The sequence below is a fragment of the Curtobacterium sp. MCLR17_043 genome (assembly GCF_003224215.1).
In the GTDB taxonomy this organism is placed as follows: domain Bacteria; phylum Actinomycetota; class Actinomycetes; order Actinomycetales; family Microbacteriaceae; genus Curtobacterium; species Curtobacterium flaccumfaciens.
The window spans coordinates 1-17028 of the sequence record NZ_QKLH01000023.1 but is presented as its reverse complement, the minus strand read 5'-3'; the positions used below and the strand labels follow the sequence as shown (position 1 = coordinate 17028).

Here is a 17028-nt window from a genome sequence, read left to right as displayed (position 1 = left end):
GTGTGACCAGCGCCGCACGCCCGATCGTCCTGATGACCTACAACATCAAGAACCCGGACCCCGCGCACGACTGGCCGGCCCGCCTGCCGGTCGTGCTCGACCTGATCCACCGGCACGACCCCGACCTGCTGTGCGTGCAGGAGGCCTTCGCGCACCAGATGGACGACCTGCGTGCCGGCCTGCCGGACCACGCCGACGTCGGACAGGGGCGCGAGGGCGGTGACGCCGGCGAACACGCGGCCGTCTTCTACCGCCGCGACCGGTTCCGTCCGTCCGACGAGGGGTCGTTCTGGCTGTCGGACACCCCGGACGAGCCCGTCTCGAACACCTGGGGCAGCCTGTACCCGCGGATCGCGAACCACGCCCGGTTCCTCGACGCCGAGGGGCCCGCGTTCACGCTGCTCACCACGCACCTGGACCACGAGCCCGGTGCGCACGGAGACGAGGTCCGGGGCCGGAGTGCCGCGCTCATCGCCGAACGACTGGCGGGCACCACCGGCCCGGTCGTGTTCGCGGGGGACTGCAACGAACCCGCGGGCAGCGGGACGGCCTCGCGGGTGTTCGCCGAGGCCGGGTTCGCCGACGCCTGGCTCGCCGTGGGGGACCCCGCCGACCGCACCGCCACGTTCAACGACTGGCAGCCGCCGGTCGACTCGGGCGAGCGGATCGACTGGGTGCTCACCCGCGACGTCAGCGCCGTGGACCGCATCGTCATCGACCACGACGGCCCCGAGACCTGGTTCGCCAGCGACCACTTCCCGGTGATCGCGACACTGCGGGTCTGAGTCGCTTCAGCAGCTGCGCTGCGCGTGGACGGGCATCGGTGAACCGAGCACCGTGACGGTCGTCTCGTTCGTCAGGGCGGAGACCCCGTTGGTGCCGGCGTCGTCGGAGTGCTCACTCGACTCGTCGTCGTCGTCGTGCCGGTCGGCCCAGCCCTCGCGGAGCAGGAGCTGCCAGGCGCGCGAGTCGTCCGAGCCGTAGGACACCCGCTCCGAGCGGGGAGCGTCGGCGATCTCGTCCGCGATGTCGTCGCCCACCCGGACACCGCCCGGGCCGATCAGCTCGATCTGCCGGCCGAGCACGCTGCGGACCGAGTCGCGCAGAACCCGGATCTCGACGGCGTTGCCGGCCGCCGCGTCGGTCGTCAGGGCTGCGACGCGGATGGCGCCGCCCCAGGTGTAGGTGGTGCCGGCGGGGAAGCACGCCCCGCCGTCTCCCTCGGCCGTCTGCGTGCGGGACGGTGTGCCGAGCAGACGGTTCAGGACGCTCACGGTCAGACCGGAGTCGCGCATCGAGGACTTGACCACGGTGTCGTCGCCGTTCCGGAGCACGAGTGCCTCGGCGTCGAGCTCGATCGAGTCCACCCGGCGGAGTTCCGCCTTCGTCACATGCACCGGAGCGGCGTCGTGCGAGGTCTCGGCGGCCACGGCCACGTCGGCCCCGAGCCCGGCGGTGCCGTCGAACGCGAGCGCACCGGCCGAGAAGGCCAGCACGGCGGCGCCGAGCGCCAGCAGGGTCCGAGGAGTCACCGTTCGACGGTAGGGCCTCGATCGGAACAGAACGACAGGTGTTACCGAATCGGAGCCTGCCCGTCACCGGACCGTGACAAACGAGGATCACGCACCTGCGGCCCTGGAGTGGTGCGGCCGGCGGGCGTAGGCCGCTCCGCGCAACGGGGGACAGCCTCCTGGACGGCCCGCAGCGACCCCCTGCGTACCGTCGGCGGCATGACGGACCAGCAGAACGACCAGACCGGGCCTGACCAGTACGTGATGCAGGACCCCACGAAGATGTACGCCGACAAGAAGCCCGACGAGCAGTACCTCGAGGGTGCCGGCACCGACGCGGAGATGGCGCAGAACGTCCCCGCCGACCACGGTGAGGACACCTACCGCGGCTCGGGTCGTCTGACCGGCCGCAAGGCACTCGTCACCGGTGGCGACTCCGGCATCGGTGCCGCCGTGGCGATCGCCTACGCCCGCGAGGGTGCGGACGTCGCGATCTCGTACCTGCCCGAGGAGCAGGAGGACGCCGACCGCATCGTCGGGCTCATCGAGGCCGCCGGACGCAAGGCCGTCGCACTGCCGGGCGACATCACCTCGCTCGAGGTCTGCGAGCAGCTCGTGGCCGACGCGGTCGAGCAGCTCGGTGGCCTCGACATCCTGGTGAACAACGCCGGCAAGCAGCAGAACGTCGACGACATCACCAAGATCTCCGACGAGGAGTTCGACGAGACCTTCAAGACCAACGCGTACGCGACGTTCCGGATCACGAAGGCCGCCGTGCCGCACCTGCAGCCCGGCTCCACGATCATCAACACGACGTCGATCCAGGCGTACGCCCCGTCGCCGCACCTGGTGCACTACGCGGCCACGAAGGCGACCGTGAACAACATGGCGAAGGGCCTGGCCGCGCAGCTCGCGCCGAAGGGGATCCGCGTCAACGCGGTTGCTCCGGGCCCGATCTGGACGCCGCTGCAGCCGGCCGGCGGTCAGCCGCCGGAGGCGCTGCCGAGCGCGGGCGAGCAGACCTACCTGGGCCGCTGGGGCCAGCCGGCCGAGCTCGCGCCGGCCTACGTGTTCCTGGCGAGCGGTGAGTCGTCGTACGTCGTGGGCGAGACGCTGCACGTCGACGGTGGGATGCCGACGCCGTAGGGCGCTGTTCCTGACGGGACTCTGACGGGAGGCGCGGTGGCCGGTGGGTACCGCGCCTCCCGTCGTCCGTGTGGTCCGGTCCGCGGCGCCTGGTCGCGTCAGCAGCTGACGGAGCGCGCCATCCGCTCGAGGAGCTCGCGCGCCGACATCGCGGCGGCCAGCTCGACCTCGACGGGGTTGATGCCGATCGCCTGCTCGAACGCGCGACGGCGGGCCTGGTCGGCGATCGGCACCTCGGGGCGCTGGGGCAGCACGGCGATGGCCCGGGCCGCCGCCTCGAACGCACCGGCAGGGCGTCCGAGCTGTTCCCACATGGCCCGGACGTCGTGCGCCACCTGGTCGGGGTCGCCGCCGAACTCGAAGCCGGTCGAGGCCATGGTCGCGAGTCCCTGGGCAGTGGGGTCGTTCGGGGTCATGCCCGCATGGTCGCACGGACGGCCGCGAACCGGCTCGACGTCGTGGTCTGTCCCCCCTTGTGCCGACACCCGTACCGGGGATTCTTATGTCCCCCGTTCTGCGTTTGGATGGAGGTACCCCGGACCCGGGGTGACACGGACAGGACGTCCGGGGACGACGGAGGGCACGATGCTCGAACACACCAGCGCCGACACGCAGGCCGCAGCGGCCGCGGCGGCCACGCTGCACCTGCGGATCACGATCGTGGGTGCCACCGTCGACCTGCTCCGGGACGTCCCCTTCCACGAGGCCCGGCCGGTGCAGGTCGCCGAGCGGATGGGCATCAGCGTCGCCGAGCTGGAGCAGCACTTCCCGTCGTGGGACGGCCTGGTCCTCGCCGCGCTGGACCGCTGGAACGGTGCCCGGATGGACGAGGTCACGCACGAGGTCGGTGACGGCTCGACCGTGGACCTGCTCCGCGCCATCGTCGCCTCGAACGCCGAGGACCCGGCCCTGATGCGCCTGCTCGTCGCCCTGCTGTCCGTCGCGGGCAACCCGGCGCACCCGATGGCGACCTACCTGCGGTCGCGGTACCAGCTCTTCTTCGCGCAGATCAAGCGCGGCCTGGAGCACGACGTCGCGATCGGCCGTGCCCCGCACACGATGGACCCGCGCCGCGGTGCCGAGCAGCTCATCGCCCTGTACGAGGGGCTGCAGCTGCAGGCCCTGCTGCGCGCCGAGCTCGACCTGGTGGCGGCGTTCGACCGCGCGGTCGCCCGGCTCGAGCGCGGCTGGATGGAGCGGTACGAGCCGCAGGCCGCCCGCCGTCTGGCGATGTGGGACGACGACGACTCGGGCAGCTGGGAGATCTGACCGGCGGTTCGTCCGCGGAGCGCGTTCCCCGCGTCGTCGTGCAGCGCCCCGCGGGTACTCCGGGAGGCGCAACCTGACGGAAGGAACCGACATGGCAGCACCGAACCCCATCCAGGTCCAGAAGTACCTGAGCGGCATCGACTACCCGGCGTCCAAGGACGACGTGGTCTCGACGGCCGAGCAGGAGGGCGCCCCGGACGACGTCCTCGAGGCGCTCCGCGCGATCCCGGACGGCGAGTACGACGCCCCGACCGCGGTGTCGAGCGCGGTGTCCGACGCCGGCTGAGCGTGGCGGACCCACTTGTTGAGCAGAAGAGGTCGGGTGCGTGCGTCGCACTCGACCTCTTCTGCTCACGAAGCGCCTTACGAAGCGCCGGCCTCGCAGCTCACGAAGTGCCGCCCGAGCGCGACCCGCGCGGCACCGAACCGTCGCCGGGGTCGTACCCGGTGTCACGGATGACGCGGAGCGCCGTGGTGTCGTTGTGGACCGAGTGCACGACGACCCGACGCGTCCGGCGGAGCGCTCGACGGGCACCGGGCGTCGCGAAGAGCCCGCCGAGCACCAGGCCAGCGCCGATCCCGAGCGCCACGGACACCGCCGCCACGAAGTCGAGTGCGGCGCTCGACGAGCCGGACATGAAGTTCAGCAGGGCGTTCGACACGGCGACACCGGGCAGCAGCGCCCCGCAGAACGCCGGCACCGCGATCGCCGCCACGGCCGTGCGCATCCGGACGGCTGCGTAGGTCGAGAGCACCCCGAGCAGCACCGCCGCCAGGAACGTCGCCCCGAGGAGCGGCAGCCCGGCCTGCCGCAGTGCCCACAGCGCGGCACCGGCGGCGACCGAGAACACCACGGCGACCGGGATCACGCGGGCGCTCGCCTGCTGCACGAAGCAGTTCGCGCCCGCCGACACCACGGTCAGCGACAGCGATGCCCAGAGCGGCAGGGTCTGCGTCACGATGCCGGACGGGTCGACCTCGATCCGCAGCCAGTGCGTCATCGCGATCCCGGCCGGCACCCCGACCACGATCGCCGCGATGACCAGCCCGATGTAGAACGCCCGGGCCACGGCCATCGCCCGGAACCCCGAGATGGCGTCCTGCGCCCAGGTCACCAGGGACGGGTGCGGCAGCAGGAGCACCACGAGTGCCGCGACCATCGTCGCGGCGCCGTTCGCGTTCAGTACGCCGGCCCAGATGGCCAGCGTGCCGATCGCCGACGCCACCGCGCCCTGCGCCCCGGACACGAAGAACTGCGGGTACCCCCGGTCGGTCAGCCAGCGCCCGGAGACGATGATCCCGAGCATCAGCACGAACGCCCCGAGTCCGGCCCGCCACCCGCCTCCGGCCTGCACGGCGATCGAGATGCCGAGGATCGACAGGCCGACGTCGGACAGCCACATCGGCCACCGCGGCGGGAGTCGCAGGACGGCGACCAGGGCGCTCACCGCCGAGGTCATGTCGCGGTCGTCGTGGATCAGGTCGTCGACGATCTGGTTCGCCCGCGCGAGCTTGTCGAGGTCGGAGCCGTCCGACCGCACGGTGCGGACCTTGACGAGCGGCGGGACGTCGGCCGGGGCGTACTGGATGGTCACCGAACTGCCGGAGAAGTCGAGGTCGAGCGGCGCGAGGTTCCACTTCGTCGAGACCGCGACGACCGCCGTCTCGACGCTACGGGTGTCGGCACCCGAGGCGAGCATGACCTCGGCCAGGTCGAGGCAGAAGTCGACGATCTGGGTCGCCGTGTACTGGTCGCGCCCCTTGGCGTCGGGCTCGACGTGCTCGTAGATCGTCCCGCGCAGGCGGGCTCGTGCGTCGCGCAGGTCGTGCTGCGCGAGGCTGCGGCGTCGTGGCCGGGGTGGGCGGCCCGGCTTGTGCGGGCCCGGGGGGTGCTGCTCGGCCATCACGCCATGGTGCCAGTCGACGGCGGCCGAGTCCGGACGTCCGCTGGACGCCTTCGGATCAGCCCCGGCGGCGCGTGCTCAGACGACCGAGGGCGAACGCCGCGACGACCGCGCCCACCAGCACGAGGACCGGTCCCACCGTCGCTTGCCATGGGCGGCTCCCCGCGACGAACGCGTAGTCGGACAGCGGGGCGAAGGCTGCAAAGCCGAATGTGAAGGTCGGAGTCGTCAGCACGAACACGATCCCGACGACGACGGCCAGCAGGCCGAGCCAGAGGGCGACGAGGGTCGGGGTGGCGAGGAAGCGGGGCACGGCACCCAGCGTAGGTGGACGACGGACGGGAGGCCCGTGGCGGGGTCGCCACGGGCCTCCCGTCCGTCAGGTGGTGACGCTCCTACGTCCCGCGCCTACTGCTCGAAGGTCGCGTGCAGCGTGATCTCGACGCCGGTCAGCGCCTTGCTGACGGGGCAGGTCGCCTTGGCGTCCTCGGCGGCCTTGAGGAAGGCGGCCTCGTCGATGCCGGAGACCTCGCCGCTGACGGTCAGGACGATGCCGGTGAGGCGGAAGCCGCCGGCCGGGTCCGGGCCGAGCGAGACGTCGGCCTTGACGTCGAGGGCCTCGACCGTGCCGCCGGCCTCGCCGAGGACCGCGGAGAACTGCATGGCGTAGCAGGCGGAGTGTGCGGCGGCGATGAGCTCCTCGGGGCTCGTGGTGCCCCCGGCGTCCTCGGCGGTGCGCTTCGGGAACGAGACGTCGTACGTGCCGACCTTCGAGCTCGAGAGTTCGACCTGGCCGGAACCGTCCTCGAGGCCGCCGTTCCAGGCGGTGCGTGCGGTGCGAGTGGGCATGCCCGCTCCTTTCGTGTGGGGGAGCGGCCCCGAACGGGACCACCGCTCCTGAGTCAATCGGAGAACGACCGTTCTCGCAATGGGCTCACGGCGAAGACGCAGGTCTGCCCTACGATCTGGCACATGGGGGGCAGCAGCGTGACGGGTTTCCGCGAGTCCGTGCTCGAGCAGGGTCCGGCCGACGTGACGAACCCGGTGGTCGCCTGGCTCCGGTTCTGGACGCAGGGGTGGCGGTTCCACGGGCGGGCGAGTCGCTCGGAGTTCTGGTGGGTGGTCGCGCTCGAGCTCGCGCTGGTCGGGGTCGCCCTCTGGGTCGTCGGCGTGCACGGGACCGGCGGGCGGTGGGAGATGTACGTCGACCCGTTCGGGGTCGTCCCGTCACCGCGGGTCTCGTTCCACCTGATCGACCGCGGGCGGGACGGGTGGTTCGGCTGGGGCAGCGGTGGGCGGGACGTCTGGCCGGACGCGTGGGACCTGGCGATCCTCGTCCCGACGATCCTGACCATCGTGCCCCGGTGGTCGCTGCTCGTGCGGCGACTGCACGACCGGGACCACGCCGGCCTGTGGATCCTGCTCCTCGTGTTCACCGGACCGCTCGGCGCGGTCGTGCTGGGTGTCATGGTGGCGCGGTCGTCGCGCCCTGGTGGGGCACGGTTCGACCGCGGACTGTTCGCGGGAGGGCGTGGTCCCGAGGCAACTGGGCGACACATGTCGTCCTCAACGACAGGTGTAGCGTGAAGGGCGATCAAAGGAGAACCCCATGCGCGCCGTCGTGTTCGAGCAGTACCAGACCTTCCCGTCCCTGACCGAGGTCCCGAAGCCCGCACCCGGGCCGGGTGAGATCCTGCTCAAGGTCGCCGGCGCCGGTGCCTGCCACTCGGACGTCGCCGTGTACCGCGAGTTCCAGCAGGGGCAGCCGGGAGCCCAGGCCCCCGCCTTCGTGCTCGGCCACGAGAACTCCGGCTGGGTCGAGGCCGTCGGCGACGGGGTCACCGGCTTCGCCGAGGGCGACGCCTACCTGGTCTACGGGCCGGTCGGCTGTGGGCACTGCTCGTACTGCTCGAAGGGGCAGGACGCCTACTGCGAGAACGCCGCGACGAACCCCTACATGGGGATCGGCCTCGGGCGCGACGGTGGCATGGCGGAGTACGTGAGCGTCCCGGCGCGGAACCTCGTGCCGCTCGGCGACGCCGACCCGATCGCCGCCGCACCGCTGAGCGACGCCGCGCTCACGCCGTACCACGCGATCAAGAACTCCCTGCCGAACCTGGCTGGTGGCGGTCGCTTCGCGCTCGTCGTCGGGCTCGGTGGCCTCGGGCAGATCGCCGTGCAGATCCTCACGGCGCTCACCGGTGCCACGGTCATCGCGACCGACATGAAGCAGGACGCGATGGACCGCGCCGCCGCCCGCGGCGCGATCACCGTCCCCGGCGGCCCGGACCAGGCCGAGCGCATCCGCGAGATCACCGGCGGACGTGGCGTCGACGCGGCCTTCGACTTCGTCGGTGCCACCCCCACGATCAAGGTCGCGCAGGCCTCGATGGCGGTCGGCGGGCGGTTCACCGTCGTCGGGATCGCGGGCGGCACCACCGAGTGGAACTTCTTCGCGACGCCGTACGAGTCGACGATCACCAACACCTACTGGGGCACGATCGAGGACCTGCACGAGGTCGTCGCGATGTACCGCGCCGGCCAGATCGTCCCCGACGTCGAGCGCTACGCGCTGTCCGACGCACTCGAGGCGTACCGGAAGCTCGAGGCCGGGGAGCTCTCGGGTCGCGCGGTGGTCGTCCCGACGCTCTGAACCGGGCGTACCCGGTCGATTCGGGCGTACCTGGCGGAATCGGGCGTACCTGGTCGAATCGGGCGTACCTGGTCGGAAGTTCTGACCAGGTACGCCCGATTCCACTTTCCAGTGCGGGTGTTCTGGGAAGGAACGGGCGCCGGTCAGCGTCCCGCGGCGTAGCCCTGCGCGCCGCGCGGGTTCGCGGCAGCGCCCAGGATCCCGGTGTCCGGGTCGCGGGTGACGCACGACAGCCGGCCCAGGCTCCAGTCACCGCCGCGGGTCACGACGTGTCCGCGGGCCTCGAGCGCCGCGATGACCTCGTCGCCCAGGCGGTCCTCGACGACCAGTCCGGCGGGCTCCCACGTGCGCGGCCAGAACGACCCCGGGAACGACGTGGTGTGCAGCGCCGGTGCGTCGATGGCCTGCTGCGGGGAGTAGCCGCCGACGATCCAGCGCAGCAGGAACAGCAGCTGCCACTGGTCCTGCTGGTCACCGCCGGGGGAACCGAGCGCGGCGACCGGCTGCCCGTCGTGGAGCACCAGGGTCGGGGTCAGCGTCGTGCGGGGGCGCTCGCCGGGCCGCAGGGTCGAGGCCGTGCCCGGTTCGAGCCACGTCATCTGCAGTCGGGTGCCGAGGCAGAACCCGAGCTCGGGGATCGTCGGCGACGACTGCAGCCACCCGCCGGACGGGGTCGCGCTGACGATGTTGCCCCAGCGGTCCACGACGTCGATGTGGCACGTGTCGCCGCGGGTCTCGCCGTCGGGGGTGACGAACGGCTCGCCGCGGTCCTCGAGCGGAGCGGCGGGCGGGACCTCGGTGTCGGCTTCGGCCGCGCGGGCGACCTGCACGGTCGGCTCGCCCACCCCGACCGACCCGGCGGAGTCGTACGAGGTCCGGACCGGCGGCAGCGCGTGCTCGACCCCGGCGATCGTGCCGGGTCGGAGCTCGGCCGAAGCACGCTCGCCGATCAACGTACGACGTTCGTCGGCGTAGGCGTCGGAGAGCAGGACGTCCATCGGGACCTCGCCGTCGCCGTAGAACGCCTCGCGGTCGGCGAGGGCGAGCTTCTGCGCCTCGACGATCGTGTGCGCGCCGAGCTCGGTCGACGGGTCGAGCAGGGCGTCGTCGAGCGGTTCGAGCAGCCGCAGCGTCTGGAGGAGCGCCGGACCCTGGCCCCACGGTCCGGTCTTGGCGATCGTGCAGCCACGGAACTCGGCGGTCGTCGCGGGTTCGTACGACGCGCGGAACGCCGCCAGGTCGGACGCCCGGATGACCCCGGCGTGGTCGGTGCCCGACGCGTGCCGGTGCGGTTCGCGGACGAACCGGTCGATCGCCTCGGCGACGAACCCCTCCGCCCATTCGGACCGGGCCGCATCGATGCGGCCGGTCCGGCTGCCGGCACCGGCGCCGGCCTCGATCAGCCGGTCGAGCACTGCGGCGAGTGCGTCGTTGCGCACCAGGTCCCCGGGGACCGGCACCGTGCCTCCCGGCAGCCACTGCGTGGCGGAGGTGGGCCAGTGCTGCTCGAACAGGCCGCGCACGGCGGTGATCGTCCGGACCACCGCAGGTGCGACCGGGTGGCCGTCGCGGGCGTACCCGATCGCGGGGGCGAGGACGTCGGCCAGTTCCCACGTGCCGTGGTCGCGGAGCAGGAGCAGCCAGGCGTCGACCGCGCCGGGGACGGTCGCGGCCAGCGCGCCGGAGCCGGGGACCAGGTCGAGGCCCTCGGCGCGGTAGTGCTCCGGGGTCGCGCCCTCGGGCGCGGGACCCTGACCGACCAGCACCGTCGGCACGGGGTTGACCGCCGTCGCGAAGACCGCCGTCAGGTCGCCCCCGGGGCCGTTCAGGTGGGGCTCCACGACCTGCAGGACGAAGGCCCCGGCCACGGCCGCGTCGAACGCGTTGCCTCCGCGCTCGAGCACCGACTGGGCGGTCGCCGTCGCGATCCAGTGCGTCGACGCCGCCATCCCGAACGTGCCCCGCAGGTCCGGACGGGTGGTCTGCGCAGCGGGCGGGACGAAGGCGGGGTTCGGCGTCGACATGGTCCCATCCTGTCCCGCGGCGATCGGCTCCGTGCTGTACACCCCCCGTCCAAGGGGTTGTGCACCCCGCGCAGAAAAGCGAACATCGTTCGGCGACTCGTGCAGGGCGAGCGCCGAACGACCGCGCGCTCGCACGGTCGGTTCCAGGGCAGGGGATCCATGACCACCACTCCGTCGACCGTCGCACGTGCGCGCCGACTCCCACGCATCGCCGGCGCCGTGACGGCACTGGCCCTGGCGGCGGGGGCGCTCGTGGCGACAGCCGAACCGGCAGCGGCCTCTGCGGTCTGGGTCGGCTCGGCCCCGGCCGGCACCAAGATCCTGCCCGGCGACCAGGTCACGTCGCCGAACGGCCAGTTCAAGCTCATCATGCAGGGCGACGGCAACCTGGTGGAGTACGGCATCGGCAACCGTGTGCTGTGGGCGTCGAACACCGCCGGCAACTCCGGCGCGATCGCCGTGGTCGGCAAGAACCGCGCCCTCGACATCACGAAGAACGGCAAGCGTGTGGCCCGCTGGGCCTCGGCCGGCACCGTGAACTCGACCGCGCTGAAGGTGCGCGCCGACGGCACGATGGCGCTGCTCGCCGGCAAGACCGTCGTCGTGAGCTGGAACGGCTACCAGGACCGCGTCCCGTCGGGGAACACCATCCTGGGCGGTACCGTGCTGCGATCCGACACCTCGAACACGCGCATCCTCAACATGCGCACCGACGGCAACCTGGTGCAGAAGGTCAGCGGTCGCGTCGTCTGGCAGTCGCGCACCGGCGGACACCCCGGCGCCTGGGCCGAGCTGCAGGCCAAGGGCAACTTCGTCATCTGGACCCGTGACGCCTCGCGCAAGAAGGTCGCGCTCTGGAGCTCGCGCACCAGCACCGCCGGGTCCGGCAACCTGCTCGTCCAGGTCGACGGCAACGTCGTGCTCTACGGCGCGAAGGACACCCGGGTCTGGTCGAGCCGACCGGTCACCGGCCTGGCCTGGCCCGTCAACGGCACGAAGATCACCGGCCGGTACGGCGACGACCGCGGCGCCGGGCACGTGCCGCGCTACCACCAGGGCACCGACGCCCCGGTGCCGGTGGGGACGGCCGTGTACGGCTCCGGGACCGGGACGGTCACCAAGACCATCGCGAACGACGCGGCCTACGGCAACTACATCGTCGTCACGTACGGCATGACGGCGGTGCTGACGGCGCACCTCAGCAAGATCGAGGTGAAGCAGGGGCAGATCGTGAAGCTCGGCACCGAGATCGCGAAGTCCGGCAACACCGGGCAGTCGACGGGGCCGCACGTGCACGTCGAGACGCGGCGGAACGGCACCCTCGTCGACCCGCTGAAGAACATGCACTTCCGCTGAGGCGGGGAGGGGTCGCGGGGTCGCGGGGCGGTTCGTCGTTCGCTTCGTGAGCAGAAATGGTCGGGTCGTCTTCGGGCACCCGACCATTTCTGCACTCCAAGTGCGGGCCACCTCGCACGCACCTCGCACGGTGCGAGAGCACGCCCGCGGCGCGGATAGCCTGGGCGGGATGAGGAAGCGCGGCGGAACGGTGCTCGTGTTGGTGGCGATCGGGGTCCTGGCGGGCGTCCTGTCCGGGCTGTTCGGCGTCGGTGGTGGGGTCATCGTGGTGCCGGCGCTCATGGCCTTCGCACAGATGGACCAGCGTCGGGCCTCGGCCACATCGCTCGTGGCGATCGCCCCCGCGGCCGTCGTCGGCGCGGTCACCTACGCCGTGCAGGGCGAGGTGCACTGGCTCGCGGCCCTGACCCTGGCGGTCGGGAGCGTCATCGGCGCCCCGATCGGTGCCCGGCTGCTCCGTGCCCTGCCGCTCCGCGCGCTGCCGTGGATCTTCGTCGGGTTCATCGCCGTCGTGCTCGTGTCGCTGTTCACCACGGTGCCGACCCGCGGTGGCGAGGTGCACTTCGGCGTCGTCGAAGCGATCGTCCTGCTGCTGCTCGGGCTGCTGTCCGGGGTGCTGTCCGGGCTCGTCGGCGTCGGAGGCGGGGTCGTCATCGTGCCGGGGCTCGAGGTCGTGCTCGGTGCCGGTGACCTGCTGGCGAAGGGCACGTCGCTGCTCACGATGGTGCCGACGTCGGTGTCCGGGACGGTCGCGAACCTCCGGCGTCGCGCGGTCGACCTGCGGGTCGGCCTGACGGTCGGCATCACCGCCGCCGTGTGCTCTCCGGGCGGTGCCGTGCTGGCGCGCCTTGTGGATCCGCAGGTGGGCACCTGGTTGTTCGCGGCGTTCCTGGTGCTCGTCGCGGTCATCGTGCTCAGCCGCGGACGTCGGAGGGCACCACAGAACGACGCGAGCGAGGGGGAGGTCGCGTGACGGGCCTCCAGGCGGGGCGCGACGCTGAGGCCGTGCTGGCGGCGTTCGCCCGCACCACCGGTGACGTCGCCGCGGCCCGGAGGGTCGCGCGGCAGTTCCACGACCTCGACGAGGGCGAGCGTTCGGCGCTGCTCTGGAGCGAGGACGACGGCGCGAAGCTCGTCGCCGTCCTGCTGCTCGTGCAGGCGATGCGGGCGCACCCCGACCCGGAGCTCACCGACGAGTACCTGTCGGCGGCGAAGGCCGAGCGGTTCGAGGACCCGGTGCTCGTCGACCTGGCGGCCGAGGAACTCGTCGGCGCACCGTTGCTGGGCGCTTCGACCGGTCCGCTGTTCGCGCTGGCGAAGTCCGACGTCGCGATGGTCCGCCGGATCGCGGTCGTCGCGACCCTGGCGTTCGTGAAGCAGGGCGACGCCGAGGTACCGCTCGGGATCGCCGGACGCCTGGTGCGGGAGCGCAGCGAGACGGTGCAGTCGGCGATCGGGTTGGTCCTGCGCGAGACGGGGAAGCGGGCGTCCGAGGCGGCGCTCGTGGCGTTCCTCGAGCAGAGTGGCCGGTTCCTCAGCCCGGCGGCTCGCCGGACGGCGACCGAGCACCTGCCGCCGGCGGAGCGCGACCGCCTGCGGGGCTGACGGCGCTCGCGGTCGTGCGGGAGGCGTTGCTCGCCCTGGCAGAACCCGCCTGAGGCGACGGCCGGGAGGCCCGGTGCGGGTCCGACCCGCCGCTGGCCGCCGTCGCGCGCCGGCCCCACCGCCATGCCGGTCCGACGCCTAGGCTGCGGGCATGCACACCGAGGTGCCCCGGATCGACGCCGGACTCGTCGAACGACTCGTCGCGGAGCAGTTCCCCGACTGGGCCGACCTGCCCGTGCGCGAGGTCGACCACCAGGGCTGGGACAACCGCACCTACCGGCTCGGGGACGCCCTGTCGGTCCGACTGCCGAGCGCGGCCGGCTACGTGCCCGCGGTCGAGAAGGAGCAGGACGTCCTGCCGTACCTCGCCCGGCGGCTGGACGTCGCCGTCCCGGAGCCCGTGGCGCTCGGGGAACCGGGCCAGGGGTACCCGTTCCCGTGGTCGGTGCGGCGGTGGCTCGACGGGGTGCCCGCCGTGCAGGTCGACGACCTCGACCACGAGCGCTTCGCTGCCGAGGTCGGTGCCGTGCTCCGGCAGCTCCGGAGCGTCCCGGCGACGGGCGGCCCCACCGCCGGCGCGCACTCGTTCCACCGGGGGGAGCACCCGTCCGTGTACGACGCCGAGGTGCGGACGGCGCTCGACACGCTCGGCGGCGGCGGCGGCGGCAGCAGCAGCGGCAGGACCGGCGGCGCCGTCGTCGAGCGCGGCGCGTGCGAAGCGGTCTGGGCCGAGGCCCTCGCCAGCCGCTGGGACGGGCCGGCCGTCTGGTTCCACGGAGACGTCGCCCCGGGCAACCTGCTCGTCGACGACACCGGGCGGCTGTGCGCGGTGATCGACTTCGGCACGTGCGGCGTGGGCGACCCGGCGTGCGACCTCGTGCTCGCGTGGACGATGCTGGACGGCCCGGCGCGACGGGTGTTCCGGCAGGCGGTCGACCTGGACGACGACACATGGGCGCGCGCCCGGGGCTGGGCGCTGTGGAAGGCGCTCATCATGCTCGCCGGCAGTGCCGGACCGGGTGGTCGCGACGAGCACGAGCGGGTCCTCGCAGCCGTCCTCGCCTGAGGTCGCGACCACCGCTGCCCACCCGCGCCGACGTCCGCGAGGGGGACGCGGGGCTGGGAGCGTCCACGGGGCGGGCGCGTACCGAGGAGGGGAACGCGAGTCGTGCCTCCAGGCAGGCTCGAAGCGACCACGAGAGGAACGCAACGTGCGCGCACTGACCTACCAGGGCACCGAGAAGGTGTCCGTCGAGACCGTCCCCGACCCGACCATCCAGGAGCCGACCGACGCGATCGTGCGGATCACCTCCACGGCGATCTGCGGCTCCGACCTGCACCTGTACCGCGTGCTCGGCCCGTACATCGACCGCGGCGACGTCCTCGGCCACGAGCCGATGGGCATCGTGGAAGAGATCGGATCCGGCGTCACGAACCTGAAGGTCGGCGACCGGGTCGTCATCCCCTTCAACATCTCCTGCGGCCACTGCTGGATGTGCCAGCACGGCCTGCAGTCGCAGTGCGAGACCACCCAGGTGACCGAGTACGGCACCGGTGCCTCGCTGTTCGGCTACACGAAGATGTACGGCCAGGTCCCGGGTGGCCAGGCGGAGTACCTGCGCGTGCCGCACGCCGACTACGGCCCCATCGTCGTGCCGGACGACGGCACCCCCGACGACCGCTGGCTGTTCCTGAGCGACATCCTGCCGACCGCGTGGCAGGCCGTGCAGTACGCACAGGTGCCCGAGGGCGGCACGCTCGCCGTGCTCGGCCTCGGTCCGGTCGGCCAGTTCGCCGCCCGCATCGGCAAGCACCTCGGCTACCGCGTGCTCGCCGTCGACCCCGAGCAGGTCCGCCGTGACCTCGGGGCGAAGCACGGTGCCGAGGTGTTCGACCTGACGAAGGACCTGGTGCCCGAGCTCGTCGACCTGACCGACGGCCGTGGCCCCGACGGGGTCGTCGACGCCGTCGGCATGGAGGCCCACGGCAACCCGATGGCGGGCTTCGCCCAGCGCGCCGCCGGCCTGCTGCCCGACAAGCTCGCGCAGAAGGCGATCGAGACGGCCGGCGTCGACCGCCTGGCGGCCGTGCACGCTGCCATCGACCTGGTCCGCCGCGGCGGCACCGTCTCGCTGAGCGGTGTCTACGGCGGCATGGCCGACCCGATGCCGATGATGACGCTGTTCGACAAGCAGATCACCATCCGCGAGGGCCAGTGCAACGTGAAGCGCTGGATCGACGACATCATGCCGCTCGTCTCCGACCCGTCGGACCCGCTCGGCACGCTCGACCTGACCACCCACCGCGTCTCGCTCGAGGATGCCCCGCACATGTACGAGGTCTTCCAGAAGAAGCAGGACGACTGCGTCAAGGTCGTGCTCGACCCCGCGATGGCCGCGGCCTGATGCGTATCGTCGTCGTCGGCGCGACCGGAAACGTGGGGACGGCGGTGCTCCGTCGGCTCGCGGCCGTGCGCGCCGACGACGACGGTGACACCGGCCGTCACGCCGCCGGTGACGGTGACACCGGCCGTCACGCCGCCGGTGACGTCGCGCGTGACGCTGCCGGCGTCCAGATCGTCGGTGTCGCCCGGCGGCTGCCGGACCTGCGCGCGGAGCCGTACGCCGCCGCCGTCTGGCACGCCGTGGACGTCGGCGCCGCGGACGCCGTGGACCAGCTCACGGCCGTGTTCCAGGGCGCCGATGCCGTCATCCACCTGGCGTGGGCGCTCCAGCCGACGCACGACATCCCCGCGCAGCACCGCACGAACGTGACCGGGACGGCGAACGTCCTGGCGGCCGTCGCGCGCGCCGAGGTGCCCCAGGTCGTCGTCGCGTCGTCGGTCGGTGCCTACCGCGGAGTGGACGTCGACGGCAAGCGCACCCCTGTGGACGAGAGCTGGCCGACGGACGGCATCCCGACGGCGACGTACTCGATCCACAAGGCCGCCAACGAGGCCGCGATGGACGCGTTTGAGGCCGACCACCCCTCCGTGACCGTCACCCGGCTGCGCCCGGGACTGATCTTCCAGCGGGACGCCGCCGCCGAGATCCGCGGGCTGTTCCTCGGACACCTCGTGCCGATGTCGATCGTGCGGTGGATTCGCTGGCTCGTGCTGCCGTTGCCGTACCCGTTCGTGTTCCAGGCCGTGCACGCCGACGACGTCGCCGACGCCTACTGGCGCGCGGTCGACCGACGGGCAGCGGGGGCGTTCAACATCGCCGCGTCGCCCGTGCTCAACCCGCCGAGACTGGCGCGCGCCTTCGGCATGCTCGGTGCCGTCCGGATCCCGCTGCGGTTGCTGCGCGGGGTCGTGACGGTGACGTGGCGGCTGCGGTTGCAGCCGACGGACGCCGGGTGGATCGACATCGCCGCCGGCGTGCCGATCATGCGGACCGACCGTGCCCGGTCGGTGCTCGGATGGGAGGCCCGACACACCTCCGAAGAAGCGTTGCGTGCACTCGTGGCCGGGTTCGCGGACGGTGCGAACGTTCCGGGGTCGGGGCCGCTGCGCGGCTGAGTGGGCTGGGCTGGCCGGGGGCTGTCTCTTATACACATCT

At 72.5% G+C, this 17028-nt stretch carries 18 protein-coding genes; 12 read left to right on the top strand and 6 right to left on the bottom strand.

Features of this window, described 5'->3' with window-relative positions; translation table 11 throughout:
• Positions 1-2: 2 nt before the first annotated feature.
• Entirely contained in the window at positions 3-785 is a 783-nt protein-coding gene (locus tag DEJ03_RS16940) for an endonuclease/exonuclease/phosphatase family protein (RefSeq protein ID WP_110865541.1), read from the top strand.
• Between the two features lie 6 nt (positions 786-791).
• Here DEJ03_RS16940 and DEJ03_RS16935 read toward each other — a convergent pair whose 3' ends face one another.
• The gene (locus DEJ03_RS16935) at positions 792-1532 is read right to left on the bottom strand and encodes a hypothetical protein (RefSeq protein ID WP_110865540.1); all 741 of its coding nucleotides are present in this window, start codon (positions 1530-1532) and stop codon (positions 792-794) included.
• A gap of 198 nt (positions 1533-1730) precedes the next feature.
• On the opposite strand from DEJ03_RS16935, the gene DEJ03_RS16930 reads away from it, so the two are divergent.
• Positions 1731-2657, top strand: a complete 927-nt coding sequence (locus DEJ03_RS16930) for an SDR family oxidoreductase (protein WP_110858602.1) — start codon at positions 1731-1733, stop codon at positions 2655-2657.
• Positions 2658-2755: 98 nt separating this feature from the next.
• Here the strand turns inward: DEJ03_RS16930 and DEJ03_RS16925 are convergent, their stop codons facing one another.
• Positions 2756-3073, bottom strand: coding sequence for a hypothetical protein (locus tag DEJ03_RS16925; protein ID WP_027467174.1), 318 nt, complete (start codon positions 3071-3073; stop codon positions 2756-2758).
• 169 nt (positions 3074-3242) lie between these two features.
• Here DEJ03_RS16925 and DEJ03_RS16920 point away from each other — a divergent pair, with 169 nt between their 5' ends.
• Both DEJ03_RS16920 and DEJ03_RS16915 read left to right on the top strand, forming a co-directional pair.
• Positions 3243-3926: a TetR/AcrR family transcriptional regulator gene (locus tag DEJ03_RS16920; protein ID WP_027467173.1), complete on the top strand. Its 684-nt coding sequence runs from the start codon at positions 3243-3245 to the stop codon at positions 3924-3926.
• Between the two features lie 91 nt (positions 3927-4017).
• Positions 4018-4212: a DUF2795 domain-containing protein gene (locus DEJ03_RS16915; protein ID WP_027467172.1), complete on the top strand. Its 195-nt coding sequence runs from the start codon at positions 4018-4020 to the stop codon at positions 4210-4212.
• A gap of 100 nt (positions 4213-4312) precedes the next feature.
• On the opposite strand, the gene DEJ03_RS16910 is transcribed toward DEJ03_RS16915, so the two are convergent.
• The 3 genes from DEJ03_RS16910 to DEJ03_RS16900 form a co-directional block, all read right to left on the bottom strand.
• A complete protein-coding gene (locus DEJ03_RS16910) occupies positions 4313-5830 on the bottom strand; it encodes a threonine/serine exporter ThrE family protein (RefSeq protein WP_110865539.1) in 1518 nt (505 codons plus the stop codon).
• A 58-nt stretch (positions 5831-5888) separates the two neighbouring features.
• A complete protein-coding gene (locus DEJ03_RS16905; protein ID WP_110865538.1) occupies positions 5889-6143 on the bottom strand; it encodes a hypothetical protein in 255 nt (84 codons plus the stop codon).
• 95 nt (positions 6144-6238) lie between these two features.
• Positions 6239-6679, bottom strand: a complete 441-nt coding sequence (locus DEJ03_RS16900; RefSeq protein ID WP_027467170.1) for an OsmC family peroxiredoxin — start codon at positions 6677-6679, stop codon at positions 6239-6241.
• 123 nt (positions 6680-6802) lie between these two features.
• Between DEJ03_RS16900 and DEJ03_RS16895 the strand changes: the two genes are divergently transcribed.
• Complete coding sequence (locus DEJ03_RS16895) at positions 6803-7417, top strand: DUF805 domain-containing protein (protein WP_110865537.1); 615 nt, start codon at positions 6803-6805, stop codon at positions 7415-7417.
• A 22-nt stretch (positions 7418-7439) separates the two neighbouring features.
• Positions 7440-8483 carry an NAD(P)-dependent alcohol dehydrogenase gene (locus tag DEJ03_RS16890; RefSeq protein WP_110865536.1) on the top strand — a complete coding sequence of 348 codons (1044 nt, stop codon included), beginning with the start codon at positions 7440-7442 and terminating at the stop codon, positions 8481-8483.
• Between the two features lie 143 nt (positions 8484-8626).
• Here DEJ03_RS16890 and DEJ03_RS16885 read toward each other — a convergent pair whose 3' ends face one another.
• Positions 8627-10507, bottom strand: coding sequence for a gamma-glutamyltransferase family protein (locus DEJ03_RS16885; protein ID WP_110865558.1), 1881 nt, complete (start codon positions 10505-10507; stop codon positions 8627-8629).
• A 159-nt stretch (positions 10508-10666) separates the two neighbouring features.
• Here DEJ03_RS16885 and DEJ03_RS18345 point away from each other — a divergent pair, with 159 nt between their 5' ends.
• From DEJ03_RS18345 to DEJ03_RS16855, 6 genes are all read left to right on the top strand, one after another.
• Positions 10667-11863: a peptidoglycan DD-metalloendopeptidase family protein gene (locus tag DEJ03_RS18345; protein WP_110865535.1), complete on the top strand. Its 1197-nt coding sequence runs from the start codon at positions 10667-10669 to the stop codon at positions 11861-11863.
• A gap of 169 nt (positions 11864-12032) precedes the next feature.
• Positions 12033-12836 carry a sulfite exporter TauE/SafE family protein gene (locus tag DEJ03_RS16875; protein WP_110865534.1) on the top strand — a complete coding sequence of 268 codons (804 nt, stop codon included), beginning with the start codon at positions 12033-12035 and terminating at the stop codon, positions 12834-12836.
• Entirely contained in the window at positions 12833-13468 is a 636-nt protein-coding gene (locus DEJ03_RS16870; protein ID WP_181422768.1) for a DNA alkylation repair protein, read from the top strand. The genes DEJ03_RS16875 and DEJ03_RS16870 overlap by 4 nt, the downstream gene beginning before the upstream one ends.
• A gap of 151 nt (positions 13469-13619) precedes the next feature.
• Positions 13620-14534 carry an aminoglycoside phosphotransferase family protein gene (locus tag DEJ03_RS16865; protein ID WP_110865532.1) on the top strand — a complete coding sequence of 305 codons (915 nt, stop codon included), beginning with the start codon at positions 13620-13622 and terminating at the stop codon, positions 14532-14534.
• Between the two features lie 145 nt (positions 14535-14679).
• Positions 14680-15873 carry a zinc-dependent alcohol dehydrogenase gene (locus DEJ03_RS16860; protein WP_110865531.1) on the top strand — a complete coding sequence of 398 codons (1194 nt, stop codon included), beginning with the start codon at positions 14680-14682 and terminating at the stop codon, positions 15871-15873.
• Positions 15873-16988, top strand: coding sequence for an NAD-dependent epimerase/dehydratase family protein (locus DEJ03_RS16855; RefSeq protein ID WP_110865530.1), 1116 nt, complete (start codon positions 15873-15875; stop codon positions 16986-16988). Before DEJ03_RS16860 ends, DEJ03_RS16855 begins: the two co-directional genes overlap by 1 nt.
• Positions 16989-17028 lie beyond the last annotated feature (40 nt).